The organism is Thalassorhabdus alkalitolerans (assembly GCF_042656525.1).
Taxonomy (GTDB): Bacteria; Bacillota; Bacilli; order Bacillales; family Marinococcaceae; genus Thalassorhabdus; species Thalassorhabdus alkalitolerans.
Genome location: NZ_JBHSOZ010000005.1, coordinates 213,301 through 238,520, shown reverse-complemented (window position 1 = coordinate 238,520; position 25,220 = coordinate 213,301). Strand labels below are relative to the sequence as shown.

The 25,220-nt window shown below is 42.1% G+C and carries 23 protein-coding genes, 1 other RNA gene, 1 pseudogene and 1 other annotated feature; of the genes and pseudogenes, 21 read left to right on the top strand and 4 right to left on the bottom strand.

Annotated elements, in window-relative coordinates; all coding sequences use genetic code 11:
* The first annotated feature begins 249 nt into the window (after positions 1 to 249).
* The 6 genes from ruvA (at position 250) to yajC (ending at position 4,636) form a co-directional block, all read left to right on the top strand.
* Positions 250 to 849 carry a Holliday junction branch migration protein RuvA gene (gene ruvA / locus ACFPU1_RS12030; protein WP_385941452.1) on the top strand — a complete coding sequence of 200 codons (600 nt, stop codon included), beginning with the start codon at positions 250 to 252 and terminating at the stop codon, positions 847 to 849.
* Between the two features lie 19 nt (positions 850 to 868).
* Positions 869 to 1,873, top strand: coding sequence for a Holliday junction branch migration DNA helicase RuvB (gene ruvB / locus ACFPU1_RS12025; RefSeq protein WP_385941449.1), 1,005 nt, complete (start codon positions 869 to 871; stop codon positions 1,871 to 1,873).
* On the top strand, positions 1,866 to 2,084 hold the full coding sequence (locus ACFPU1_RS12020; protein ID WP_385941447.1) for a DUF2905 domain-containing protein: 219 nt from the start codon (positions 1,866 to 1,868) through the stop codon (positions 2,082 to 2,084). The genes ruvB and ACFPU1_RS12020 overlap by 8 nt, the downstream gene beginning before the upstream one ends.
* A gap of 78 nt (positions 2,085 to 2,162) precedes the next feature.
* A complete protein-coding gene (gene queA, locus ACFPU1_RS12015; RefSeq protein WP_385941444.1) occupies positions 2,163 to 3,221 on the top strand; it encodes a tRNA preQ1(34) S-adenosylmethionine ribosyltransferase-isomerase QueA in 1,059 nt (352 codons plus the stop codon).
* On the top strand, positions 3,202 to 4,341 hold the full coding sequence (tgt, locus tag ACFPU1_RS12010) for a tRNA guanosine(34) transglycosylase Tgt (protein WP_054635546.1): 1,140 nt from the start codon (positions 3,202 to 3,204) through the stop codon (positions 4,339 to 4,341). The genes queA and tgt overlap by 20 nt, the downstream gene beginning before the upstream one ends.
* A gap of 40 nt (positions 4,342 to 4,381) precedes the next feature.
* Complete coding sequence (gene yajC, locus ACFPU1_RS12005; RefSeq protein ID WP_054635545.1) at positions 4,382 to 4,636, top strand: preprotein translocase subunit YajC; 255 nt, start codon at positions 4,382 to 4,384, stop codon at positions 4,634 to 4,636.
* Between the two features lie 173 nt (positions 4,637 to 4,809).
* On the opposite strand, the gene ACFPU1_RS12000 is transcribed toward yajC, so the two are convergent.
* Complete coding sequence (locus ACFPU1_RS12000; RefSeq protein WP_385941441.1) at positions 4,810 to 5,187, bottom strand: TIGR04086 family membrane protein; 378 nt, start codon at positions 5,185 to 5,187, stop codon at positions 4,810 to 4,812.
* Positions 5,188 to 5,422: 235 nt separating this feature from the next.
* Between ACFPU1_RS12000 and ACFPU1_RS11995 the strand changes: the two genes are divergently transcribed.
* Together ACFPU1_RS11995 and ACFPU1_RS11990 are read left to right on the top strand one after the other, a co-directional pair.
* Positions 5,423 to 6,715 (top strand): ArsB/NhaD family transporter, encoded by a 1,293-nt coding sequence (locus ACFPU1_RS11995; protein WP_385941948.1) that lies wholly within the window; start codon positions 5,423 to 5,425, stop codon positions 6,713 to 6,715.
* A gap of 154 nt (positions 6,716 to 6,869) precedes the next feature.
* Positions 6,870 to 7,520 carry a DUF421 domain-containing protein gene (locus tag ACFPU1_RS11990; RefSeq protein WP_385941945.1) on the top strand — a complete coding sequence of 217 codons (651 nt, stop codon included), beginning with the start codon at positions 6,870 to 6,872 and terminating at the stop codon, positions 7,518 to 7,520.
* A 12-nt stretch (positions 7,521 to 7,532) separates the two neighbouring features.
* Here ACFPU1_RS11990 and spoVB read toward each other — a convergent pair whose 3' ends face one another.
* Positions 7,533 to 9,089 carry a stage V sporulation protein B gene (gene spoVB / locus ACFPU1_RS11985; RefSeq protein ID WP_385941438.1) on the bottom strand — a complete coding sequence of 519 codons (1,557 nt, stop codon included), beginning with the start codon at positions 9,087 to 9,089 and terminating at the stop codon, positions 7,533 to 7,535.
* 118 nt (positions 9,090 to 9,207) lie between these two features.
* On the opposite strand from spoVB, the gene ACFPU1_RS11980 reads away from it, so the two are divergent.
* From ACFPU1_RS11980 to aspS, 12 genes are all read left to right on the top strand, one after another.
* A complete protein-coding gene (locus ACFPU1_RS11980) occupies positions 9,208 to 9,696 on the top strand; it encodes a COG2426 family protein (RefSeq protein WP_385941435.1) in 489 nt (162 codons plus the stop codon).
* A gap of 19 nt (positions 9,697 to 9,715) precedes the next feature.
* Entirely contained in the window at positions 9,716 to 10,045 is a 330-nt protein-coding gene (locus ACFPU1_RS11975; protein ID WP_385941432.1) for a post-transcriptional regulator, read from the top strand.
* A 169-nt stretch (positions 10,046 to 10,214) separates the two neighbouring features.
* Complete coding sequence (gene secD / locus ACFPU1_RS11970; RefSeq protein ID WP_385941429.1) at positions 10,215 to 11,513, top strand: protein translocase subunit SecD; 1,299 nt, start codon at positions 10,215 to 10,217, stop codon at positions 11,511 to 11,513.
* Positions 11,503 to 12,450, top strand: coding sequence for a protein translocase subunit SecF (secF, locus tag ACFPU1_RS11965; RefSeq protein WP_385941426.1), 948 nt, complete (start codon positions 11,503 to 11,505; stop codon positions 12,448 to 12,450). The genes secD and secF overlap by 11 nt, the downstream gene beginning before the upstream one ends.
* Positions 12,451 to 12,622: 172 nt before the next feature.
* A complete protein-coding gene (locus tag ACFPU1_RS11960; RefSeq protein WP_054635541.1) occupies positions 12,623 to 13,540 on the top strand; it encodes a cation diffusion facilitator family transporter in 918 nt (305 codons plus the stop codon).
* 19 nt (positions 13,541 to 13,559) lie between these two features.
* Positions 13,560 to 13,898 carry a LapA family protein gene (locus ACFPU1_RS11955; RefSeq protein ID WP_385941423.1) on the top strand — a complete coding sequence of 113 codons (339 nt, stop codon included), beginning with the start codon at positions 13,560 to 13,562 and terminating at the stop codon, positions 13,896 to 13,898.
* 75 nt (positions 13,899 to 13,973) lie between these two features.
* Entirely contained in the window at positions 13,974 to 16,340 is a 2,367-nt protein-coding gene (gene recJ / locus ACFPU1_RS11950; protein WP_385941420.1) for a single-stranded-DNA-specific exonuclease RecJ, read from the top strand.
* Positions 16,330 to 16,842, top strand: coding sequence for an adenine phosphoribosyltransferase (locus ACFPU1_RS11945; RefSeq protein ID WP_054635539.1), 513 nt, complete (start codon positions 16,330 to 16,332; stop codon positions 16,840 to 16,842). The genes recJ and ACFPU1_RS11945 overlap by 11 nt, the downstream gene beginning before the upstream one ends.
* Positions 16,843 to 16,972: 130 nt before the next feature.
* A complete protein-coding gene (locus ACFPU1_RS11940) occupies positions 16,973 to 19,144 on the top strand; it encodes a RelA/SpoT family protein (protein ID WP_385941417.1) in 2,172 nt (723 codons plus the stop codon).
* A gap of 34 nt (positions 19,145 to 19,178) precedes the next feature.
* Positions 19,179 to 19,619, top strand: coding sequence for a D-aminoacyl-tRNA deacylase (gene dtd, locus ACFPU1_RS11935; protein ID WP_054635538.1), 441 nt, complete (start codon positions 19,179 to 19,181; stop codon positions 19,617 to 19,619).
* A 301-nt stretch (positions 19,620 to 19,920) separates the two neighbouring features.
* Positions 19,921 to 20,142 (top strand) — a binding site (T-box leader).
* Positions 20,143 to 20,255: 113 nt separating this feature from the next.
* A complete protein-coding gene (gene hisS / locus ACFPU1_RS11930; protein ID WP_385941414.1) occupies positions 20,256 to 21,536 on the top strand; it encodes a histidine--tRNA ligase in 1,281 nt (426 codons plus the stop codon).
* A complete protein-coding gene (aspS, locus tag ACFPU1_RS11925; protein ID WP_385941411.1) occupies positions 21,533 to 23,311 on the top strand; it encodes an aspartate--tRNA ligase in 1,779 nt (592 codons plus the stop codon). Before hisS ends, aspS begins: the two co-directional genes overlap by 4 nt.
* Before the next feature lie 142 nt (positions 23,312 to 23,453).
* Here aspS and ACFPU1_RS11920 read toward each other — a convergent pair.
* Both ACFPU1_RS11920 and ACFPU1_RS11915 read right to left on the bottom strand, forming a co-directional pair.
* Positions 23,454 to 24,135: pseudogene (locus ACFPU1_RS11920) on the bottom strand (transposase); the annotation flags it as partial.
* 403 nt (positions 24,136 to 24,538) lie between these two features.
* Positions 24,539 to 24,862, bottom strand: coding sequence for a hypothetical protein (locus ACFPU1_RS11915; protein WP_269757975.1), 324 nt, complete (start codon positions 24,860 to 24,862; stop codon positions 24,539 to 24,541).
* A gap of 163 nt (positions 24,863 to 25,025) precedes the next feature.
* Between ACFPU1_RS11915 and ssrS the strand changes: the two genes are divergently transcribed.
* Positions 25,026 to 25,207, top strand: a non-coding RNA gene (gene ssrS, locus ACFPU1_RS11910) — 6S RNA.
* Positions 25,208 to 25,220: the final 13 nt, after the last annotated feature.

Below are 25,220 nucleotides of genomic sequence, written 5' to 3'. Positions count from 1 at the left end.
TCGTGCAAGAAAGGCCTATTACTAAATAGCAGGCTGTTGGAAAGAATACCCACCAGCTCTTGCCCCAGCAGCCGGAAGGCTGCTTTTTTTCATGAGTTCAGTCAAAATGAAAGCCTTCGAATAGGGGAAAATCATTGACTTGGAAAAGATTCGACAAAAGAGTTATTTTCCACCTTGGCATATATTTGCTATGATAAAGGAAATGCACGTTCGCATTTATAATTGAATGCCATGGGGAGAGAAGCAACAGTGATTGAGTTTGTCAGAGGAAAGATCGTTTATATAGAGACTGAATTTATTACGATGGATGTTCAAGGAATCGGATACCTTGTTTATTGTGCTAATCCCTTCATTTATCAAAGGGATGAAGGAAAAGAAGTAACCGTTTATACATACCAGCATGTCAGAGAAGACGCAATTCGCTTATACGGCTTTTCGGCTCGTCAGGAAAGAGAGCTTTTTCAGCAGCTTCTACAGGTTTCCGGAATTGGGCCAAAAGGTGCGTTGGCCATTTTAGCATCTGGACGACCGGATCAAGTAGTTGAAGCCATCGAACAGGAAAATGAAAAATTTCTAGTTAAATTTCCTGGTGTCGGCAAAAAGACAGCCAGACAGATGATCTTAGACCTGAAAGGAAAGCTGGGATATGTAGAAGCCGAAGGCTTGTTTGCAGAAGCATCCCACAAGGAATCCACAGCTTCAATGTCATCCCTTGAGGAGGCACTGGAGGCTTTAAGGGCCTTAGGTTATGGTGAAAAGGAAATCAGCAAAGTCACTCCGAAACTCAAACAAGAAGAGCTTTCTGCTGACCAATATGTGAAAAAAGCTCTTCAGCTCATGTTAAATTAATGAAAAGAGGGTGGTAAGTATGGACGAGAGAATTATCTCACAAGAAGCCCAGGCTGAAGAAGAATCCTTTGATCAAGGGATACGCCCTCTTGATTTTGACCAATACATTGGGCAGACAAAGGTAAAAGAAAACCTGAAGATCTTTATTGAAGCAGCCAGGATGAGAGAGGAATGCCTGGACCATGTCCTGCTTTATGGTCCCCCCGGACTTGGTAAAACAACGCTTGCGATGATCATAGCTAATGAAATGCAAGTCAATATAAGGACGACTTCTGGCCCTGCCATTGAAAGGCCTGGCGATCTAGCAGCAGTTCTGACTGCTTTAGAGCCTGGGGATGTATTATTTATTGATGAAATTCACAGACTGCCAAGGTCGGTCGAAGAAGTCCTTTATCCGGCTATGGAGGATTTTTGTATTGATATAGTCATTGGAAAGGATTCAACCGCCCGATCCGTCCGATTGGATCTTCCTCCTTTTACCCTGGTAGGAGCTACTACGAGGGCGGGGATGCTGTCTGCTCCGTTAAGGGACAGGTTTGGCGTCCTCTCAAGACTGGAATACTATAAAGAAGAAGAACTTGCTGATATTGTGAGTCGGACAGGGGACCTGCTTATGGTAGAGATGGAGGAAGAGGCAGCCGGGGAAATGGCCCGCCGATCCAGAGGAACCCCGAGAATAGCAAACCGTTTGTTAAAAAGGGTCAGAGATTTTGCCCAGGTACAGGGAAACGGGATTATTACAACAGAGCTTGCCGTGGATGCGCTTGAAAGGCTCCAGGTAGATAAGCTGGGGTTAGATCATATCGATCACAAGCTTTTATTAAATATTATTGAAAAGTTCCGCGGCGGTCCGGTTGGGCTTGAAACCATTGCTGCTACGATAGGCGAAGAGTCTCACACCATTGAGGACGTATATGAGCCCTATCTGCTGCAAATCGGCTTTTTGCAAAGAACCCCGAGAGGAAGAGTTGTAACCCACCTTGTTTACGAGCATTTCAATATGGAGGTGCCAAAAAATGGCTGATTTTCCCAAAATAATTATCGGAATAGGAATAGCATTAATTATCTTTGGGCTGATTTGGCAAGTAGGAGGAAAATTCATATCTCTTGGCAAGCTGCCAGGGGATATTCTTTTTAAAAGAGGAAATACAACGATTTATTTTCCGATTGTTACTTCAATCATTATCAGTGTAGTATTGTCGATTATCCTTTTTATTATTGGACGATTTAGGTAAAGCTTGTCACAGATGCCTGTTTTTTGTATGATGAGAAAGATTGTTTACGCAGCGCCAGAAAGAAAAGAGGTAGACGTAATGAACGTCAATGATTTTGATTTTACTTTGCCAGAGGAATTGATCGCTCAAACTCCTCTGAAAAAAAGAGATGCTTCCAGATTAATGATCGTAAACCCTGCTGATGGAAATATAGAGCACAGACATTTTCCGGACATTTTAGATTACATGAAAGAAGGAGACACCCTTGTCTTAAATGACACGAGGGTGCTTCCAGCTCGTCTTCTCGGCCAAAAGGAAACCGGTGGTCAGGCAGAAGTCCTGTTACTCAAACAAGTAAAAGGCGATGAATGGGAAACGCTGGTAAAGCCTGCAAAGAGGGTCAAACCAGGTACAGTGATTGAATTTGGAGACGGCCGATTAAAAGCTGTTTGCACTGATGTGTTAGAACATGGAGGTCGTGTGCTTGATTTTCAATATGAAGGTGTTTTCCTTGAGGTCCTTGAATCCTTAGGTGAAATGCCGCTTCCTCCTTATATTAAAGAGAAGCTGGATGATCGTGAACGCTATCAGACCGTTTACGCGGAACAAGATGGGTCGGCAGCTGCTCCAACAGCAGGCCTTCACTTTACTAATGAGCTTCTGGACGCGACAAGAGTCAGAGGTATTCACGTGACAACCATTACGCTTCACGTAGGATTAGGTACCTTCCGCCCTGTTGCTGTAGATGAAATTAGTGAACATGTCATGCACTCTGAATTTTATCAAATGAGTCAAGGAACGGCAGATTTATTAAATAAAACAAAAGAGCAGGGCGGCAATATTATTGCAGTAGGGACAACTTCTGCACGGACACTGGAAACAATAGCTGGCAGAAATAATGGGTCTTTTCGTGAAGAATCAGGCTGGACAGATATTTTTATTTATCCAGGTTATCAGTTTAAAGGTATTGATTCTCTCCTTACAAATTTTCACTTGCCAAAGTCCACGTTAGTCATGCTCGTGAGTGCGCTCGCTGGAAGAGAAACTATTCTAAAGGCTTATAACGAAGCGGTGAGGGAGAAATACCGTTTTTTCAGTTTTGGAGACGCAATGTTTATTACCCACAGGGAGGATTCAAATGACAGCAGTAACATATGAATTGATTAAGACATGTAAGCAATCCGGGGCGCGCTTAGGCCGCATCCATACCCCTCATGGATCGATAGAGACTCCGATTTTTATGCCCGTAGGCACCCTTGCTACAGTAAAGACATTGAGCCCTGAAGAACTAGAAGAAATGGGTTCTCAGATTATTTTAAGCAATACCTATCACCTCTGGCTCAGACCTGGGGAAGATATTATTGAAGAAGCAGGCGGCCTTCACAGCTTTATGAACTGGAAAAAGCCTATTCTCACAGATTCTGGAGGGTTTCAAGTATTCAGTTTGAGTGATCTGCGAGATATAAAGGAAGAAGGAGTGCATTTCCGTAATCATATTAGCGGTGAAAAACTCTTTCTTTCCCCTGAAAAGGCCATGCAGATTCAAAACTCTCTCGGCTCAGATATTATGATGGCGTTTGATGAGTGTCCTCCTTATCCAGCAGAGAGAGACTATATGAAGAAATCAGTAGAGCGGACAAGCAGATGGGCAGAGCGTTGTCTGGAGGCTCATAAAAATACTGAAAAACAAGCTGTATTTGGGATTGTACAGGGAGGAGAATATGAAGATCTGAGGAAACAATCAGCAGAAGACTTGATTTCTCTTGACTTTCCCGGGTATGCTGTAGGTGGATTATCGGTAGGAGAGCCGAAAGATGTAATGAATAAGGTGCTTGAATTCACCACACCCCTGCTGCCTGAAGAGAAACCTCGTTACTTAATGGGGGTAGGTTCAGCTGATTCATTGATCGACGGAGTTATCAGAGGCATTGACATGTTTGATTGTGTCCTGCCTACTCGTGTTGCGCGCAACGGGACCTGTATGACAAGTACTGGAAGAGTTGTGGTCAGGAATGCTAAGTATGCCAGAGACTTTGGGCCATTAGATGAAAATTGCAGCTGTCATGTTTGCAGAAATTACTCTCGGGCTTACATTCGTCATTTAGTCAAATGCAATGAAACATTCGGGTTTCGGTTAACCTCTTACCACAACCTTTATTTCTTGTTAGAATTAATGGAGCAGGTTCGACAAGCGATTCGAGAAGACCGTCTGCTGGACTTCCGTGACGAGGTCTTTGAGAAATATGGGTTTAATAAGCCCGGTGCCAAGAACTTCTAACAATTCACTCAATTAGGTTAAGAAGGGAGGGACTTCATTCATGGAAGCTATAATTATGCTGATCCTGATGTTTGCTATTTTTTACTTCCTGCTGATTCGTCCTCAGCAAAAACGTCAAAAGCAAGTGCGTGAGATGCACGATAACTTGCAAAAAGGCGACAAGGTTGTCACAATTGGCGGACTGCACGGAACGATCGATGCGTTAGATGAAAATACGATTATCGTTCTTGTAAACGATAACCGTAAGCTGACTTTTGACCGCAGTGCAGTAAGAGAAGTTGTCAATGAAGATTAATTAAGTCTTCATGACTTCTACATACAAAGCACACAGCTCATACATAGGCTGTGTGCTTTTTTGCTTATAGAAATAAAATTTAATTCAATGAGTCAGGCCTTTATACGGATATTGCCTGTTTCTTATTTAGCTGCAATGCAAGATTGTCAGCAATGTCAGTGTAGTAAACAATCTTAATTAGAAGAAAGGTTGACACCTATCATGCCTCCTAACGTTGCAATTCCGAGAAATAAGGCATGCATTAACATTTGGTGTCCTGTAAAGGCATTATCAAAGCCTAAGAATTGAACTAAAAAAGCTAAGCAAACAAAAAGAAGAGCCGCAAGAAATCCTGTCAGCCAACCTCTTGAAGAGGATCGTACCCCTGCTGTGATTCCTCCAGCCAGCATTGCGCCAATAGACAGAGTAACCACAAGCCATGTTAGAGATTGCTCGGAAAAACTAGTGAATCGAAGAATTAAAGACAGTACGAAGCTAAACAAAAAAACAAGAGCAATGATGGTCCCGGTTCCATAGAACACTGCCGTCATTAACCGTTGCTGTTCCGCCATGGTCCACACCTCTTTTACAGTTTGTACTCATGTATATTCATGGCCCGTCTTAAATAGAATGTACTATCCTTTTCAAAGGATCTTTTTAAATTTTTTATAGATCAATTAAGAGCAAGAGCTTGTTAGTCCCTGCCATTGGAGATTGATTTGTACGAAGCAGAAAAACAAGTTTCATGTTAAGGGCAGCCTGCTCATACAAATAGTACAAACCCCGAGAAAAGGTGGCGGCCTTGTGATTGAAGCTATCTTAACCATCTCTATTTTCATTTTCAGCTATTTCTTTCTTATTACAGAAAAGGGGAACCGGGCTTTAGTAGCATGTGCAGGCGGCTCTTTAATGCTCTTTGCAGGAATTATTGACTTGGATATGGCTTTTTTTCGGTACATCGACTGGCATACCATCGCTTTACTTTTTTCGATGATGATCCTGGTGTCTGTTTCCAGTCAGAGTGGTATGTTTGAATATGTAGCCGTGAAAGCTGCGCAAATCGTGCGTGGAAAGCCAATATCCCTGTTAATTATGTTTTCGGTTCTCACTGCAGTAGGATCTGCATTTTTAAATAACGTCACCACAGTTCTTTTGGTAGCACCTATTATATTTACCTTAACCGGAATCCTGGGAATGAGCGCTGTTCCTTTTTTGATAGCTATCGTAATGGCGTCAAATATTGGAGGGACGGCCACCTTAATTGGAGACCCGCCAAATCTTATGATCGGCCAGGCTGTTTCCCACTTAACCTTTAATGATTTTATTGTTCACCTGGGACCTCCGGTAGTGTTAATTTTCATCGTGGTGATGGCTGGACTTGCATTTTATTACAAGGGTGAGTTTCAAACGAATCAAAACAATATGGCTCAAAAGAAGCTGATGGAAATCAACGCAGCTTCTTATATTAAAAACAAATCCGTCTTAATTAAATCAGTGTTTGTCTTGTTTCTGACGGTAACAGCTTTTATTGCCCAGCCTATGCTTCAGGTGGAATTAACGGCTATTGCAATGGGTGGCGCCCTTCTTCTCTTGTTTTTAACGCATGAAGAGTCTAATGTAGAAGAGGTTTTTAAACAGGTTGAATGGGTAACGATCTTCTTTTTTATCGGTTTATTTATGCTCGTTGGAGGTTTAGAAGAATCAGGCTTGATTGAAGAAATGGCACGGAGTCTGATTTATTATACAGGGGGAGACGTGCCTCAGACTTCCTTGCTTATTCTCTGGGTTTCAGGCATTGTATCAGGGTTTGTAGATAATATTCCTTTTGTGGCAGCCATGATTCCAGTTATACTGGAATTTGAAAGCTATGGTATTGGTCATCTTGAGCCTTTATGGTGGGCGTTGGCTCTTGGAGCATGCCTTGGAGGCAATGCCACGATTATTGGAGCTACAGCTAATGTGATTGTTGCTGGTCTTGCAGCAAAAGCAAATCAGGGCTTTTCTTATTATGAATTTTTTAAAGTCGGTGCCCCTACTGCTTTAGTGTCTTTTCTGATATCAACGATTTATCTTTATGTAAGGTATTTAATGTTCTACTAAAAACTGACTTCAACTTCAAAAGCAAACTAAAAAAATCCCGCGCTTGTAAAAAGCGAGGGATTTTTTGTATCTTTGTTTCCTTTATGAAAAAAAAGTAAAGGGGCATACTAACATTCCGTGATTAGAATTTGCAGCGGGAAGAAGGGTGAATGGTATGGATCCGCTTACTATCCTTATTCGTACATTGCTTGTTTATATTTTCTTGCTGATCATCCTGAGAGTGATGGGTAAAAGAGAACTTGGACAGCTTTCTATATTGGATTTTGTTGTATCGATAATGATTGCAGAATTAGCGGTCATCTCCATTGAAAATATTCGGATGTCCATGTTGGAAGCATTTCTTCCTATTGTCCTTTTATCTGTCATCCAAATTGCTTTAGCATTTCTTTCTTTGAAAAGTGAAAAAATCCGCCACTTGGTGGACGGTACTCCTTCATACATTATTAAAGAGGGAAAAATAGATGAAAAGGAAATGCGTAGACAAAGATACAATTTTGATGACTTAATGATGCAGTTAAGGCAAAAAAACATAAAAGATCTTTCTGATGTAGAATTTGCTATTCTGGAGCCTTCAGGAGAGCTCTCTGTATTTGAAGAAAATGATGAAGACCAAATTTCTATGCCTCTCCCCTTTATCATTGACGGGGTTATTCAGCATTCTCATTTAAAAAAAGCAGGCAAAAATGAACTTTGGCTGAGAAGGGAATTAAGAAAAGCGGGAATTAAAACAGTTAAAGAAGTATCATACTGTGCCTTCCGGGCAGATGGCACCATGTTTGTGGATTTGGATGATAACAAAAAATAGCCCGCGTAAGGGCTATTTTTTTTGAAAAAATGTAAAGAAGGGCAAGCGTAACACATGCTTTATCGTTACGATTCTAAAGAGAAATAACCCTGCCACGTAACAAAGCACTGTAAAAATGAGGGAAAGTATTGTCCTTGGAAGAAGGAGGGAATGCTGAAGGGCTTCATGAAAAAACCAGTGTCCGGCCCAACCTGAACCAAGCATGATAACCAGTATGGAAAGAATTTCTCTTGTTTCGATTGTAATGCTGATCGTTTTTGCCACAGCTGTAAAATGAAGCAGTGTCACTAAAACCATGCTGACAGTAATGCCAAGAGCTGCCCCCATGATTCCCAAGCCAGGCTGGGAGGCTAGAACAGCAATGGTTCCTATTTTAACAATCGCCCCAGCCAGGCTGTTGTACATAGCAGCTTTTGCCATATTCAAAGCTTGCAGGGTTGCCTGGAGCGGTCCTTGGAAATAAAGGAATATGGTAAAAGGAGCCATTACATGCAAAAAGACAGCTGCATGAGGAGCGTTATACATAAGGTCCATGACTGGTGCAGCAAATACATATAAGACCACGACTGAAATTCCACCAGAAATAAAAGCTACTCTGGAAGCCTGTCTCAGCCTTTTTTGAATTGTACGGTAGTCATTTCTAGCTGCAGCTTCACTAATGGCAGGTACGAGTGAGACGGAAAGGGAAGCAGTGATGAAAGTAGGCAGAGTGAGTAAAGGAATCACAAAGCCGCTGAGCTCACCGTACTGGGCAGTGGCAGCTGCAGTAGCGACGCCGGCAATGGCAAGACTCTGGGCAACGACAATTGGTTCAAAGAAAAACGACAGGGACCCTACAAGACGGCTGCCGGTAGTCGGCAGGGCAATCGTCATGAGATCGTTAAATGTTTTCTTCCCTCCTTTGACGTAGGAGAAAAACTGTTTGCGAACTTTCATAGGTTTCTTAGCTTTAAACATCCAGATCATATAGAGCAAAGATATAAGCTCACCAGCTACTACTGAAAGCATGGCCCCGGCAGCAGCATATTCAACTCCATAAGGAAGAAAAGCTTTCGTGCATATAGCAACTAAGGTAATGCGGACAACCTGCTCTATAACTTGAGAATATGCGGTAGGTCTCATATTCTGACGGCCTTGAAAATAACCTCGCAGCACGGCAGACAATGCAACAATAGGGACGATAGGAATAATCGCTAATAAGGGATAAAGAGCCCGGGCATCTGTCAGCAGAAATGAGGAAAGAAAAGGAGCAGCTGCCATGACTCCTATTGTAAAGAAAATACTTGAAGATCCTGTTACAGCTAAAGAAACAACCAAAATCTTTTTCATCTTTTTTGTGTCGTTTTCAGCATCAGCCTCGGCAATTAATTTTGATATAGCTACGGGAAGTCCAAGCTGAGTTAAAGTGATAATTAATAACAGGGTAGGAACAGCCATCATATATAATCCTACCCCTTCAGCCCCCATTATCCTTGCTACAACAATTTTATTAATAAAGCCTAAAAAGCGTGTGATCAGTCCTGCCATAATTAAAATCAATGTTCCCTGCAGGAAGGTTTGTTTTGACATCTCCCTCCTCCTTCAAAAAAGGATGGTATTTCCGCGCAATAATTAATATGCTAAGAAGAGGGTCAAGCATGACAAGTTTTCATAGAATGAAAGAAATCAGACAGAAAGGGAGTCATTCATGAAAGAGGCCTTTTCAGAGTTGATAATGGAGTCTTTTGGTTTTTTTCCTTCTGAACTGCTTGTGCTGCTTTTGTCGGCATTTCCAGTCATTGAGGTAAGAGGAGGTATTCCTGCAGCTGCCTTGTTAGGGGTATCGTTTGAATCCGCTTTGTTATTTGCCCTGTTAGGCAATCTCTTGCCCATTGCACCTGTGCTTTTATTATTTCGTCCTGTCAGCAGGTGGCTGCTCAGGTTTCAGTATTACAAGAAGTTTTATGATTGGGTTTTTGAACGTACGATGAAAAAGGGGGCCCAAGTTCAAAAATGGGGGGCTGCAGGCTTAATATTATTTACGGCCGTTCCGTTGCCGACGACCGGGGCCTATTCGGCCTGCCTGGCGGCAGTGTTATTTTTTATCCCTTTTCGTGCCGCGTTTTTTGCGATAAGCTTTGGAGTAGTGATTGCCACCACCATTATAGGGATTGCTTCATACCCTCTTTTCATTTAACTTTCAAGGAGGTTTTGTTGTGAAGAATGAACAGCAATTCGACGTATGGAAGAATGACCTTGAACCAGTCTTATCAAGCAAAACAGAGGAATTTCAATTAATGGGTTATGATAAGGCCACAAATGAGGAAGTATGGCAGTGTGTCATGCACAAATTAAAGAAGAAAAAAGAGTTTATCAGGTTTCATGCTCTTGTTAACGAAATTTTCACATTAAGGGTAAGCGATTATATGAATCAGCTTACAATTGAAGCGTATAAAGGCCCAGACCTGCTTAGCAGTTCCTATGAAGATGAACTTGGGGCTTTGTTGGGGGAAGTGGAAAAGCCGGAAGATACCAGAGCAGATTGACAGGTGTAAGAGTCTATCAGTATAATCTAAATATTGCAGCGCACACTATTGTAAACCGTACATAGATCATAGCTTAAGCATTGACCCCGGAGAGCTAATCTGTCCGGGGTTCTCCCTGTGTTTGAAAGCAGGGAAAAGGCTCATAGAGCCGAAGGAGGATGAAAGGTACATGGGAAGAATGTGGAGAATTGCTGTGTTTTTTGTGATTGTCCTTTTGCTTGGAGGCGTCATTTACCAGACTGCAGACGATCTTGCAGCTGATACAAACTTAGGACTCGACCTGCAAGGCGGCTTTGAGATTTTGTATCAAGTAGAGCCTACGGAGGATACAGAGATTACGGAAGACGCTTTGAACGCAACCGTAAGTGCTTTAAATCAACGAGTGAACGTCCTGGGTGTATCCGAACCGTACATTTCGATTGAAGGAGAGGATAGAATTCGTGTCCAGTTAGCTGGGGTTGAGGATCAGCAGCAGGCACGAGAGCTTTTGGCTACAGAAGCCAACCTCACGTTCCGGGATGTGGACGATAATTTAATGCTTTCTGGGGACGAGCTTGCGGAAAATGGGGCAAGTGTCACCTTTAATGAAGCCAATCAGCCGGAAGTCGGGGTAACATTAAGAGATGGAAATGCTTTTGGTGAAATTACAGAAGACATTATGGAACGTTATGATCAGTATGAAAGCCGCCTTGTTATCTGGCTTGATTATGAAGAGGGTGATTCATTTTATGAAGAAGCCCAGCAGGCTGATCCTAAGTACTTGTCAGCACCAACGGTACACCAGCCTCTGTATACAGAAAATATAGTCATTCAAGGTGACTTCACCATCGAGGAAGCCAGGTTTTTAGCAGAAGTATTGAATGCCGGTGCCCTGCCCGTTGAATTAAATGAAGTATATTCAAACGCCGTTGGTGCCTCTTTAGGTGAACAGGCAATGGAAATGACAATTTATGCAGGTTTTATCGGGATTGCGTTAATCCTGGCCTACATGCTCATCTATTACAGGTTTATGGGAATTATTGCCGCGATCACCCTCTCTGCTTATATTTATATCGTGATGTTAATGTTCAATCTGATTCAAGGCGTGCTGACTCTTCCTGGAATAGCAGCATTAATCCTTGGTGTCGGTATGGCTGTTGACGCGAACATTATTACCTATGAGAGGATAAAAGAAGAACTGAAATCAGGGAAATCTGTGATGTCGGCATTTAAAGCTGGAAGCCGCCGTTCGTTATCAACCATACTTGATGCAAACATTACGACGATTCTGGCTGCAGGTGTTCTGTTCTATTACGGGACCAGTTCAGTGCAAGGCTTTGCAGTCATGCTGATTGTCAGCATTTTAACGAGCTTCTTAACTTCAGTGTATGGCTCACGTCTCCTTTTAGGTCTATGGGTGAAAAGCCGGGTATTTAATAAAAAGCCCAGGGTTTTTGGTGTAAAGGAGAGTGAAATCAGTGAACTATAACTTTGAGAATCGGAACATTGATTTTGTTAAGCACCGAAAAAAGTTTTTTGGTATTTCACTCGCGTTTATGTTAATTGGTGTCATCCTTCTGTCCACTCTTGGATTAAATTTAGGGATTGATTTTGAAAGCGGCTCTCGGGTCGAAGTACAAGGCGATGAGCCTTTTACGGAAGAAATGGTGTATGAGGAATTCGCTCAAATTGGTGAGGGATATGAACCTGACGATGTAACCTTAGCTGGTGACAACAATGAATTGGCTCATGCCCGGTTCATCGGTATGCTCGAGCAAGAAGAGATTGCAGAAATTCAAGTTTATTTTATCGAGGAATATGGAGTAGAGCCGAATGTAAGTACCGTCTCACCCCAGGTTGGCCAGGAGCTGGCAATGAACGCTTTGATTTCTATCCTTATTGCCTCTGTGGGTATTATCATTTATGTGACGATACGATTTGAATTCTTGTATGGATTAGCGGCTATCCTTGCCCTGGTCCACGATGCCTTCTTTATTATTGCGGTGTTCAGCATCACTCAGTTTGAAGTGAATGTACCATTTATAGCAGCAGTGCTCACTATTGTCGGCTATTCAATTAATGATACAATTGTTACCTTTGACAGAATCAGGGAAAATATGAAGTTTGCAAAGAAAATCAAAACCTTTGAAGACCTGTCTGCGGTGGTAAACAAAAGTCTCGTACAGACCTTAGCCCGCTCGATTAATACAGTCCTGACTGTCGTGTTTGCCGCAGGAGCTATTTTCCTTTTTGGAGGAGAAGCTATTCGATCCTTTTCCTTTGCATTGCTTGTAGGGCTTGTAGCAGGAACGTATTCGTCTCTGTTTCTCGCCTCGCAGGTATGGCTCATTTGGAAGTGGAAGCAAATTGAAAGACGGAAATTTAAGAGCCCTGAGCCTGCAGAAACAGCAGAGAGGGAAGCGTAAATCAAAAAGAATAAAAAAGCCATGGTACGGCAGCCATGGCTTTTTATCTGCCTTCATAAAATGGAAGATTAAACCAAATGATATTGGGTTTGGAGAGGTTGAAAATTTCTGCGTAAGTTCAGCGATATTAGATAAAATAAAGAAAGGTGAAAAGAGATGAAGGGAGGCTGCGATGTCCACATTTGAAGAAGAACGTTATAGTAAAGTGAAATTCGGTGCCTGGGTAGGAATCATTGGAAACATTGTATTGGCTATTTTAAAAGGAGTGATTGGCGTAATCGCTGACAGCCGTGCCTTAGTAGCTGACGCCGTCCATTCCGCCTCTGATGTGGTAGGTTCGGTTGCCGTTCTAATCGGAGTCCGGGCTGCAAAGCTGCCTCCAGATCGAGATCATCCTTATGGACACGGGAAAGCTGAATCCGTTGCAGCAATTATTGTAGCCGTCTTGTTGTTTGTGGTTGGTTTCGAAATTGCCCTTTCCTCCATTCAGGACATGACTGAACCTGTAACTGTCCCTCAGACCCTGGCTTTATACGCAGTTATCGTTTCTATCGTTGTAAAGGAATTAATGTTTCGCTATAAATATAAATTGGGTAAAAAGTATAAAAGCGAGGCATTGATGACAGATGCCTGGCACCACAGATCTGATGTCTTTTCCTCGTTAGCTGCTTTAATAGGAATCGGCGCTTCCATTGCTGGAGGAGCTTATGGAATCGATTGGCTTGCCTATGCAGATTTGGCTGCCGGGATCTTTGTTGCAGGCCTGATTATGAAAATGGCCTGGAAGCTTGGAAAAGAATCGATTCACAATGCTCTTGATCATGTTCTTCATCCAGAAGATACTGAGAAAATGGAAAAAGAAGCACAAGGGGTGCCTGGTGTCCTTCAGATTGATGAATTCTTTGCCCGAGAACATGGCCACTATGTCATTATTGATATAAAAATAGCGGTTGATCCGAAAATTACAGTAGAGGAAGGTCATGCAATCGGAAAAGAAGTAAAACGAATTTTAATGAAAGAAAATTACGTGCATAACGTATTAGTCCATGTGAATCCATACGAAGAAGCCGAAGAAAAAGAGAACCGCTGATTTGGGAGGAGCGAGTGCTATGAAGGGGCAATACGGGTTAATTATCGGCCTTATCATCGCTTTGCTAATTGCAGTATTTGCGGTAATAAATGTCGATCCGGTAGAAGTGAACTATTTATTTGGCACAGCTGACTGGCCTTTAGTGCTGATTATTTTAGGATCTGTTTTAATGGGAGGACTTCTTGTGGGTTTTGTAGGAATGGTAAAAGTCTACCGTCTCCAGCAAGAAAATAAGCAATTAAAACAGGCTTCTGGTACAGGCAGTCATTCAAAAAATGAGAAGAATGCCCGGGAGAACAGCAGAAGGACTGGAGGAGCCGATGGTACAGCAAATGCAGGCAGAAGCTCAAGAAAATAACGAAAATGAAAGAAGATAACAATTGTTTCCCCTTGTCCCCTTTAGTATAATAGGTGGGTCAAGGGGTGTTTTATTATGCTGCAATCGAAACGAAAATGGATTGTTGAACAAGAGACCAATGAAAATATTGAACGACTTAGTAAAGAACTGCAAATTTCAGAGGTTACCGCACGGTTATTATGGAACCGCGGGATTACAAGTGCCGAAGAAGCTTTGAAGTTTTTACATACAGAAATATCACAGCTGCACGATCCATTTCTTATGGATGGGATGGAGACTGCGGTTAACAGAATAAAAGAAGCGGTCAGTAATAATGAAAAAGTATTGGTTTTCGGGGACTACGATGCTGATGGGGTATCAAGCACCTCTATTATGATTTTCCTGCTTAAGGAATTAAAAGCTGAGTTTGGCTGGTATATTCCCAATCGCTTCACGGAAGGGTACGGGCCAAACATTCCAGCTTTCGAAAAAGCGAAAGAAGAAGGGGTTTCCCTTGTCATTACTGTCGATACCGGTATTGCTGCCGTAAAGGAAATTGCTGCAGCCAAAGAGCTGGGAATTGACGTCATTGTAACCGATCACCATGAACCCCCTCCTGAATTACCTGAGGCATATTGTATTATCAACCCCAAGAAGCCTGGATGTCCGTATCCCTTTAAAGAATTGGCTGGGGTCGGGGTTGCCTTCAAGCTTGCTCATGCTTTGTTAGGACGGCTTCCTGAGGAATGGCTGGATATTGTAGCGATTGGTACGATAAGTGATTTAGTTCCTCTTATAGACGAAAATCGTGTGCTCGCAACCTACGGATTGAGACAGTTAACATCCTCTTCCAAGCCAGGGATTCAGGCCTTAAAGAAACTTTGCGGGGTAGATGGACAGGTCATGGAAGCAGACAACGTAGGCTTTGCTTTTGGCCCCCGTTTAAACGCTGCCGGCCGCCTGGACTCTGCTGATCCTGCAGTTCACCTTCTTACCACTTCAAACGCGGAAGAAGCCGAAGAGTGGGCTGAAGTGATCGATGATTTAAATAAGGAAAGACAAGAAATTGTCAGTGAGATGACGAAAGAAGCAGTAGAGGAAGTAGAGAGGGCATATCCTCCGGAAAGCAACTCTGTACTTATTATAGCAAAGGAAGGCTGGAATCCCGGTGTAATTGGGATTGTGGCATCCCGTCTTACAGAGAGGTTTTATCGGCCGGTAATTGTTATGGCGATTGACCCGGAAAAAGGCGAAGCCAAAGGTTCAGCCCGAAGTATTAAGGGATTTGATATGTTTAAAAACCTGTCCAAGAACAGAGACATCCTTCCACACTTTGGAGGCCACCCGATGGCTGCCGGTCTTACGATGAAAGTTGAAGATATTGAGGACTTGAGAGCACGCTTGATTTCACAGGCAAATGAAGAAATGAGCGAGGAGGATTTTATTCCTGTCACTTCTGTGGACATGATTGTGCCTCTTGAACAAGCAACGCTTGCTGTGATCGAAGAAATGAAGCAGCTTGAGCCCTATGGAATAGCTAATCCTAAGCCGAAGATTATGCTTGAAGATGTTGATCTTAAATCGGCAAAGAAGATCGGGTCTAACCAAAACCATCTTAAAATGCTATTTGGAAAAGAAAATTATCAATTAGAAGGGGTAGGCTTTCATCTTGGATATTTATGTGAGGAAGTTGAATCGGGTACGAAAGTTTCTGCGGTAGGGGAGCTTTCTATAAATGAATGGAATGGTTACCGAAAGCCACAGTTCTTTTTAGAAGATCTTGCTGTGAGAGAATGGCAGCTTTTTGACCGTCGTCGGGAGAAAAAGCCAACTGAATTATTGAAAACTCTTCCTTCTGATAAGACGATAGGTGTAGCATTTGAAAGAGAAACAGTAGAGGTATTTGGAAGAGAAGTCTTAGATCTGGATATCATACATGTTAGTGAAATAGATGTTTTACCTCAAAAAGAAAAGGAAACGTATATCGTGATGGTCGATTTGCCTAAGACTATGGAAGAGTTCTCCAAAGCTTTAAAGCACCTTAAACAGATTGAAAGGGTCTATCTGCTCTTCAAAGACCATGGCGGCTTCTTTTTTGAAACCAGGCTTACAAGGGATCACTTTAAATGGTTTTACGGTTTCTTAAAGAAGCAGGGCACCTTCGATTTGAAAAAGCATGGAGAGCTTCTTGCCAAGAAGAAAGGATGGTCTTCTTCCACTGTTTCATTAATGGCAAAGGTGTTTTCTGAGCTGGATTTTGTTACAATAAATAACGGATTAATAACAGTGCAAGATGCTCCGGCTAAAAGAGACCTCAAAGATTCCCCCACGTATCGCAGTTATGAAGAGCGTACGCGTGTTGAACAGGAGCTTTTATACGCTTCCTATAAAGAATTAAAAAACCAGGTTTCTTTATATATAGGAGAACAAGATAATAAGGAGAAGGTAGAACATGGATTTTAAAGAACATATTACAGTAGTCGAAGATTATCCGAAACCTGGCATTCGTTTTAAAGACATTACAACGTTAATGCAAGAGGGAAAGGTATATAAGCAAGCTATAAATGAGATGGCTGAGTTCGCCCGAAAACAAAACGCAGATGTTATAGTAGGGCCTGAAGCAAGAGGATTTGTGGTCGGCTGTCCGATTGCTTATGAATTGGAAAAAGGGTTTGTCCCAGTAAGAAAAAAAGGAAAGCTTCCTCGAGAAACCATTGATGCGGATTACGGATTGGAATATGGCAGCGATTCTCTTTCCATTCATAAGGATGCTATTAAACCGGGACAAAGAGTTATTATTACAGATGATCTTCTTGCCACCGGTGGAACAGTCAAGGCCACTGTCAAGCTTGTAGAAGAGCTTGGGGGAATCGTTGCAGGGCTGGCCTTTATGATCGAACTCACCTATCTTGAAGGACGGAGCGGGTTGGATCAATACGAACTATTTTCACTGGTTGATTTTTAAGGATAGACTGCCGTCAGAGGGTGCTCTCTTAGGAGCGCTCTTTGTTTTATATTAAGAAGCATGGTACTTTACAGGAATGATAAACTTAAAGATAATATAAAGAAATATGAAAGGCTTGCAGGGTGATTCCATGACCATCGATGAAGTGTTGGAAAAGGCAAAAGTGTACCTATCGGCAGAGGATGTTTCTTTTTTAGACAGAGCCTATAAGTATGCAGAAGAAGCCCATAAGGATCAATATCGCAAGTCCGGAGAACCCTATATCCTCCATCCTATCCAGGTGGCAGGGATATTGGTGGATCTAGAGATGGACCCGGACACAATTGCTGGTGCTTTTTTGCATGACGTTGTTGAGGACACTGATGTAACGGTTGAACAGTTGAAAGAAGCATTTAACAGTGAAGTGGCCATGCTGGTTGATGGAGTCACCAAACTGAAAAAGATCAAATATAAATCAAAAGAAGAGCAGCAGGCAGAAAATCATCGCAAAATGGTAGTTGCGATGGCCAAAGATATAAGAGTGATTTTAATCAAGCTGGCAGACAGGCTTCACAACATGAGAACGTTAAAGCATCTTCCCCCGGAAAAACAACGTCGCATTTCTAATGAAACGTTAGAAATTTTTGCTCCGTTAGCTCATCGTTTAGGGATATCAACAATAAAATGGGAGCTTGAAGATACAGCCCTTCGTTATCTCGACCCTCAACAGTATTATCGGATTGTAAACCTGATGAAGCAAAAGAGAGCAGAGCGAGAGCAATATATCGAAGAAGTTATAGATAATATTAATAATAGTCTGCAGGACATTCATATCTCAGCAGATATACAAGGACGCCCAAAGCATATATACAGTATTTACCATAAGATGGTCAAGCAAAAGAAACAGTTTAATGAAATTTACGATCTACTTGCCGTGAGAATAATTGTAAAAAGCATTAAAGACTGCTATGCGGTTCTGGGCATCATTCATACCTGTTGGAAGCCGATGCCAGGACGCTTCAAAGATTACATTGCCATGCCAAAAGCAAACATGTATCAATCCCTTCACACTACTGTACTGGGGCCTAAAGGAGAACCATTGGAAGTTCAAATTCGCTCCGAAGATATGCACAGAGTGGCAGAGTACGGGGTTGCTGCTCACTGGGCATATAAAGAAGGGGGAACTGAGTCAAAATCCTTAGGCGACCAGCTGACATGGTTCAGGGAAATAATAGAGTGGCAAAACGAGGCTTCTGATGCCCAGGAATTTATGGAGTCGTTAAAAATCGACTTGTTTTCTGATATGGTGTTTGTCTTCACGCCAAAAGGGGACGTTATCGAGCTCCCACGGGGGTCCGTTCCTATTGACTTTGCCTACCGGATTCACACCGAAATTGGAAACAGGACGATCGGCGCTAAAGTAAATGGCAAAATGGTGCCCCTGGACCATGAACTCAAAACCGGGGATATTGTGGAAATGCTCACGTCTAAGCATTCATACGGTCCGAGTCAGGATTGGCTGAAGCTGACACAGAGCTCTCATGCCAAGAATAAAATCAAGCAATTTTTCAAAAAAGAACGTCGTGAAGAGAACATCAATAAAGGACGAGAAATGGTTGAAAAGGAACTTAAGACACAGGATTTTGACCCAAAGGAAATTATGACGGAACAAAATCTTGCTGAAGTTGCCAATAAGTTCAGCTTTACAGGTGAAGAGGACATGTTTGCCGCAGTTGGCTATAATGGAATCAGTCCTAAGCAGCTGGTGACCCGCTTAACTGAAAAATACCGCCAAAAGAAAGAGGAAGAGCAGGAAGAGAAATCACTTGCAGAGGCAGTAAAAGAGCTGACTCCCCAATCTTCTGGAAGAAAAACAAGTATCGGTGTGAGAGTAAAAGGGGTAGACAACCTGTTAATCCGTCTTTCTAAATGCTGTAATCCCGTCCCGGGAGATGACATAGTAGGCTTTATCACAAAGGGGAGAGGGGTCACCATACACCGTGAGGACTGTCCTAACGTTAATACCGAAGAAGCAAAAACAAGGCTTCTGCCAGTTGAGTGGGAGGCAGATGAAAAGCGGAAAAACTACAATGTAGATATAGAAATAACCGGGTATGATCGCCGGGGCCTTCTCAATGAAGTTCTACAGTCAGTCACTGAAACAAGAACAAATATTAATGCTGTATCTGGCCGGTCTGACAAAAATAAACTGGCAGTGATTGATATGAGTATTGCCATTCACAACGTAGATCACCTTCATCAAGTGGTGGAAAGAATTAAGAGGCTGTCAGATATATATTCAGTTCGCCGTGTAATGAATTAAATTTATTGAATAGCAGGACAGGGGTTTAAATAACATGAGAGTAGTTATTCAGCGTGTGAGTTACGGAAAAGTAACAGTTGAGAACGAGGTGATCGGTTCGATAGGAAAAGGGATCGTTGCTTTGGTGGGCATCACTCATGAGGATACAGAACAAGATGCAGATTGGACAGCAGAAAAGATAGCCAACCTTCGCATTTTTGAAGATGAAGGGGGTAAAATGAACCGTTCTCTCTTAGATCAGAATGGAGAGGTTTTATCGGTTTCTCAATTTACTCTTTATGGCGACTGCAAAAAAGGCCGGCGTCCTAATTTTATGAGTGCAGCTAAACCAGATCATGCTGTTACTATTTACGAGCATTTCAATGATTCATTAAGAGAAAAAGGCATCAAGGTAGAAACTGGGGAATTTGGAGCAATGATGGATGTTGAATTAAACAATGATGGCCCAGTAACATTGATTATTGAAAATCCTTGATTAAAAAAAATCAAAGGGGCCATACTACTTTTTAAATACTTTAAAAGGGTGAGAGTAGTGAAGGTTCCAATGTCTACAGCTGTCTCTAATGAATCGTTTCAAGGGAGCATAAAGGCTGACCCTTTTCCATATGAAAAGATGGAATTAGAAGAAAGTAGTCTTTCTCCTTGGGGGGTTACTGCTCCTCTAGAGAGGACAGCTTGCAAGAAGAAGTCCAGACTTCGGTAGCTCTGCAAAAGAGAAGTTGTTGACAAGTTTTCTCTTCATTCGTATGATAGAAAACAGCAAATAGTTTAGACGAAATGAACCAATGAGGGAGAAAAGTAGTCAAGTGCAAGTCGGTCAGAGAGGAAGGTGCCCGAGGCTGAAAGCCCTTCTGCGAACAACTTGATGAAAGAACACTCCTTAGGTGTGCTTTTGAAAAGATATCTTAGTAAAAAGCACCGTAAGCAGGCGTTAACTGTAAAAGTGGAAACTATATGTTTCAAAAAGGGTGGCACCACGGGAAAGTCTCGTCCCTCGTTTTAGCGAGGGGACGGGACTTTTTTGTTTATTTACATAGGAAAATTAAGGTGTATTCCGACGGAAACGAAGAAATGATATCAAGAAAGTATAAATCGGAGAGGAGAACTGACCATGAATATACGCATCCCTAGAGGAACACAAGATATTCTTCCTGGAAAAGTCGAACAGTGGCAATATATTGAAGAAAAAGCCCGCGACCTTTGCAGAAGGTATAATTACAAAGAAATACGAACTCCTGTTTTTGAGCAAACTGAGCTTTTTCAAAGAGGGGTTGGTGACACAACTGATATTGTACAAAAAGAAATGTACACCTTTGAAGACAGAGGCGGGAGAAGCTTGACACTTCGCCCTGAAGGCACCGCGTCTGTTGCACGGTCCTATGTTGAAAATAAAATGCACGGGGAAGCACAGCAGCCGACAAAGCTGTTTTACATCGGGCCAATGTTTCGTTACGAAAGACCTCAGTCCGGAAGGATGAGACAGTTTGTACAGTTTGGTGTTGAAGCAATTGGAAGTGCCGATCCTGCCGTAGATGCTGAAGTAATTGCACTTGCTATGGATTACTACAGCGAACTTGGTTTAAAAGGATTAAAATTGGTGATTAACAGCTTAGGAGATAAAGAGAGCCGGGAAGCTCACCGACAAGCACTAATTGATCATTTTCAACCAAGAATCAATGAATTTTGCAGTGACTGCCAGGAGCGATTAGAAAAAAATCCTCTTCGCATTTTGGATTGTAAGAAGGATGCGGACCATGAGCTAATGAAAACAGCTCCATCTATTTTGGATTATTTAAATGAAGAATCAACGGCTTATTTCGAAAAGGTTAAATTCCTCCTTGACCAGATGGGAGTCTCTTATGAGGTTGATCCTGCGTTGGTCCGTGGATTAGATTATTACAACAATACAGCCTTTGAGATTATGATTGAAGGAAAAGGATTTGGGGCAATCACGACATTAAGCGGCGGAGGCCGCTATAACGGCCTTGTGGAAGAGCTTGGGGGACCCGAGTCACCTGGTATAGGGTTCGCGTTAAGCTTAGAGAGACTCCTTATGGCTCTTGAAGCTCAGGAAATTAATCTTGAAATAAAAGAATCCATAGATTGTTATTTAGTTGCTATGGGAGAAAAAGCTAAAGATAAAGCAGCAGTTCTTTTATACGAATTAAGAAAAGAGGGCCTGACAGCTGATAAGGATTACATTGACCGAAAACCTAAGGGGCAGTTTAAATCAGCAGATCGTTTAAAGGCCAGATACACTGCCATTCTTGGTGAAAATGAATTGGAAGCGGAAAAGATCAATGTAAAGCATATGGAAACAGGTGAACAAAAAGAAATAGCACTTAGTGATTTTATTACTTACATGAAAGAGAATATGGAGGAATCAATATGATTGGAAGAACACATCAGTGCGGGGAAATATCAGAAGCATTAATTGGAGAAAAAGTACAGTTGAAAGGCTGGGCTCAAACCAGACGGGACTTAGGACAGGTTATTTTTATTGATTTACGTGACCGATCCGGTATTGTACAAATTGTTTTCAATCCGGAGATTTCTGAGGAGGCCCTTCAGACTGCAGACAGGGTGAGAAGTGAATATGTGTTAGATGTAAAAGGGACTGTAATTAAAAGAGAAGAAGAAACCTATAATGACAAAATTCCGACCGGGACGGTTGAAGTTCAGGTAAATGAAATTGAAATTCTTAACCCTTCAAAAGCTCTGCCCTTTGCTGTCGACAGCGACGGGGATATTACGGAGGATGTTCGCCTGAAATACCGCTATCTAGATTTAAGAAGGCCAGAAATGACAGAGACAATCAAGCTTCGTCATAAAACTACCAAGATCATTCGTGACTTCCTCGACAACCATGAATTTCTTGATGTGGAAACACCAATGCTTACAAAAAGCACTCCTGAAGGAGCGAGAGATTATTTAGTGCCAAGCCGGGTGCATCATGGTGAGTTTTATGCTCTTCCTCAATCACCGCAGCTATTCAAGCAGTTGTTAATGGTATCTGGACTTGAGCGGTACTACCAAATCGTTCGCTGCTTCAGAGATGAAGATTTACGAGCCGATCGCCAGCCTGAATTTACGCAAGTCGATATTGAAACCTCCTTCATGGATAAAGAAGATCTTCTGGCCATGATGGAAGAGTTAATGGCTACCTTGCTTAAGGATATACATGGTGTAGAAATTGAAACGCCTTTCCCTCGTTTGACATATGAAGAAGCGATGCATCGTTATGGATCGGACAAGCCGGATACACGTTTTGGCATGGAACTTGTAGAGCTTTCAGAGATCGTCAAAGGCAGTGATTTTAAAGTCTTTGCCCAGGCAGTAAAAAATGGCGGCATTGTAAAAGGCCTGAATGTAAAAGGTGTGGCTGATACTATGTCTCGTAAGGAAATAGACGATCTTGCCGACTTTGTAGCCATTTATGGAGCAAAAGGTCTAGCTTGGCTGAAGGTTGAGGAGAACGCATTAAAAGGACCAATAGCGAAGTTCTTCAGTGATGAGGAAACAGCAGCAATTCGCGAGGCTTTAGATGCGGAGCCGGGGGACCTTCTATTCTTTGGAGCAGATAAGCCGCAAGTAGTATTCGATGCTATGGGTGCTTTGCGCTTGAAGTTTGGAAAAGAACTTAACTTAATTGATAAGTCTGTATTTAATTTCCTATGGGTTACTGAATTTCCTCTTATGGAATACGATGAGGATGAAAATCGCCATGTTGCTATGCACCACCCGTTTACACGTCCGGTAAAAGAAGACATTAATGTACTGGATGAGGATCCGGCTCAGGTGAGAGCAGAAGCATATGATCTTGTCCTTAACGGCTACGAACTTGGAGGAGGTTCTCAGCGTATTTATGAACGGGAACTCCAGGAAAAAATGTTTACAGCTCTTGGCTTTTCTCAAGAAGAAGCCAGAGACCAATTTGGCTTTTTGTTAGAAGCTTTTGAGTATGGTACGCCGCCACATGGCGGGATTGCCCTTGGCCTCGACAGACTGGTTATGATTTTATCAGGCCGCACCAACCTTCGGGATACCATTGCTTTTCCTAAAACGGCAAGTGCCAGCGACCTCTTGACAAAAGCTCCATCAGAAGTAAGCGAGAAGCAGTTAAAGGAGCTTAACTTAAAAATAGTATCCAAAGGAAAGAAAGAATAAAGAAAGAGACGGAAGACAACCGAGAAAAAGAATGAGGCTGCTCAAAAGCACATGCAGGTAGAGAAAAATCCAGGATAGGGCATATCCTGGATTTTTCAGACTGTCGAGGAACCCACGCTTTTCTAAAGCGTGGGTTCCTAATGTTTTGGAGAAATGTCGTCTTCTCGGGTTTTACATCTCGAAACATATAGCCGCTTTCTTTATCGGTTGTACTCACTTTAATTTCCTTCTCTTCTACCACCTCTTCCTTTTTCGGTAAGGGCTTTTTTCCATGAACTTTTCGGTCATTTTTTACGGCCTTATTAAGTTCTTCTATGTATTCCTGTGTTTCAACTTGAACCGTTTCTTTAACAAATTTATGTTTATTGGCATTCGCTTTCAGGTGCGTGGAATCTGTGAACAGAGCCCGCCCTCCAACCATACGGTGTTCCATAGCCAGAAGGACAATTTCATCGAAGATGTCCTGGAAGATATCCGTGTCTTTAAAACGTTTGTGACGGTTAAAACTAATCGTGGAGTGATAAGCACAGAGTCCGTTAAGCTCAACCCAAGGAAACACTGGTAAGCAATGTTCGTCTGAATCTTTTTTCAAGCTGCCTTTCAGAACGGATACTGTAAAGGTATCCGACAAACATCATTTTAAAAAGCATAACAGGATCAATGGGCGGACGACCGTTGTCTTCACTGTAGTAGGGCTTGACTTTGTCATATATAAAGGAATCAATGGTGGCTTCAATTTTCCGGAGTAAGTGGTCTTCAGGAACCAGTTGATCAATCGATCCCATTTCCAATTCAATTTGCTTCTCTCGGATTGGACGTAACATGTGTTATCCTCCTTTTTTGAGTAGCGAAAGACGGCGACTCCGGCGGGAAGAGCAGGAGCTGAAGACCCCGCAGGGTGATTTTCCCGAGGAGGCTGAGGCCCTGCCCGCGGAAAGCGTCCGTCTGAAGCGATTTCTTACTATATATTATACTATAAATATCTAAATAATCTGATTATTAAAGGCAGAGAAAAATCCAGTATAGGGCATATCCTGGATTTTTCTTTGCAATCTGCTTTGTTTCCTGAAACAGGCGGGTCACTTGTTTCGTTTCAGGAAAGTGGACAACGACTGCAAACTCAGCTTTCCCCAAAGGTGAAACAAGGAAAAGGTTTAGCTTCTTTTTCGGATTAAGATGATCGAAACATTTTTATCCTTAAGGGGAGTGTTTTGCTCAATCCCCTTTTTAAGATTGCTGCTGTTTAAATGCCTGAATAAATGAGGAAGGATCCTTTCGAATATAATAGGTTCGTACGCCCTTGCTCGTATGAAGGTATAAAAAACCCATTTTACAGCTTTCCTGACGGTAAGAAATATCAAATATATGGGTGAGATAATATTCCTGGTCAAATACTATTATCCTGTCATCAAAAAGCTTCATGGATTCAATGTGTTCTACGGTAAATTTTTCAGTCCATTCAATTTTTTGTTCAATATACAGCACTTCTTGAATAGCTAACGGTTCCATGGTCATAGGTTCTGAAAAGAGAAGAACTCTTTTTTCATTCACCTCCCTTTCAATCAGCAAGTGACATTTATACCCAAAGGTTGAAAAAAATAAACCAAAATTCCTCCTTTTTTGAGAAATTAGGACCTATTTAGTGTTCTTCGTAAAAGAGCAAATTATATTGACCGCCTATGGTTCTCATGCTATCATATATTTAAGCAATAAGAGAGTCCTGAGGTGTACGTAGGGTACTATACGTTTTGAGCCAACACTTCAACATCGGGAGCCTGTCGTTTCTTTTCGGAGTACACGCCTCTTTTTGTGGAAGTATGAAGATCTGAACAAGGCACCCACCTGCCAGGAGCAGGCTTCAAAACAAGGTCAATTTTACGGCACCGCGGGACTTTTTGACCTACATAAC

Bases quoted from the DNA above. Each gene is read 5' to 3' on its own strand.
- ruvB (WP_385941449.1), top strand. From the start codon at position 869: ATGGACGAGAGAATTATCTCACAAGAAGCCCAGGCTGAAGAAGAATCC.
- ACFPU1_RS12020 (WP_385941447.1), top strand. From the start codon at position 1,866: ATGGCTGATTTTCCCAAAATAATTATCGGAATAGGAATAGCATTAATT.
- queA (WP_385941444.1), top strand. From the start codon at position 2,163: ATGAACGTCAATGATTTTGATTTTACTTTGCCAGAGGAATTGATCGCT.
- tgt (WP_054635546.1), top strand. From the start codon at position 3,202: ATGACAGCAGTAACATATGAATTGATTAAGACATGTAAGCAATCCGGG.
- yajC (WP_054635545.1), top strand. From the start codon at position 4,382: ATGGAAGCTATAATTATGCTGATCCTGATGTTTGCTATTTTTTACTTC.
- ACFPU1_RS12000 (WP_385941441.1), bottom strand. From the start codon at position 5,187: ATGGCGGAACAGCAACGGTTAATGACGGCAGTGTTCTATGGAACCGGG.
- ACFPU1_RS11990 (WP_385941945.1), top strand. From the start codon at position 6,870: ATGGATCCGCTTACTATCCTTATTCGTACATTGCTTGTTTATATTTTC.
- spoVB (WP_385941438.1), bottom strand. From the start codon at position 9,089: ATGTCAAAACAAACCTTCCTGCAGGGAACATTGATTTTAATTATGGCA.
- ACFPU1_RS11980 (WP_385941435.1), top strand. From the start codon at position 9,208: ATGAAAGAGGCCTTTTCAGAGTTGATAATGGAGTCTTTTGGTTTTTTT.
- secD (WP_385941429.1), top strand. From the start codon at position 10,215: ATGGGAAGAATGTGGAGAATTGCTGTGTTTTTTGTGATTGTCCTTTTG.
- ACFPU1_RS11960 (WP_054635541.1), top strand. From the start codon at position 12,623: ATGTCCACATTTGAAGAAGAACGTTATAGTAAAGTGAAATTCGGTGCC.
- ACFPU1_RS11955 (WP_385941423.1), top strand. From the start codon at position 13,560: ATGAAGGGGCAATACGGGTTAATTATCGGCCTTATCATCGCTTTGCTA.
- recJ (WP_385941420.1), top strand. From the start codon at position 13,974: ATGCTGCAATCGAAACGAAAATGGATTGTTGAACAAGAGACCAATGAA.
- ACFPU1_RS11945 (WP_054635539.1), top strand. From the start codon at position 16,330: ATGGATTTTAAAGAACATATTACAGTAGTCGAAGATTATCCGAAACCT.
- ACFPU1_RS11940 (WP_385941417.1), top strand. From the start codon at position 16,973: ATGACCATCGATGAAGTGTTGGAAAAGGCAAAAGTGTACCTATCGGCA.
- dtd (WP_054635538.1), top strand. From the start codon at position 19,179: ATGAGAGTAGTTATTCAGCGTGTGAGTTACGGAAAAGTAACAGTTGAG.
- hisS (WP_385941414.1), top strand. From the start codon at position 20,256: ATGAATATACGCATCCCTAGAGGAACACAAGATATTCTTCCTGGAAAA.
- aspS (WP_385941411.1), top strand. From the start codon at position 21,533: ATGATTGGAAGAACACATCAGTGCGGGGAAATATCAGAAGCATTAATT.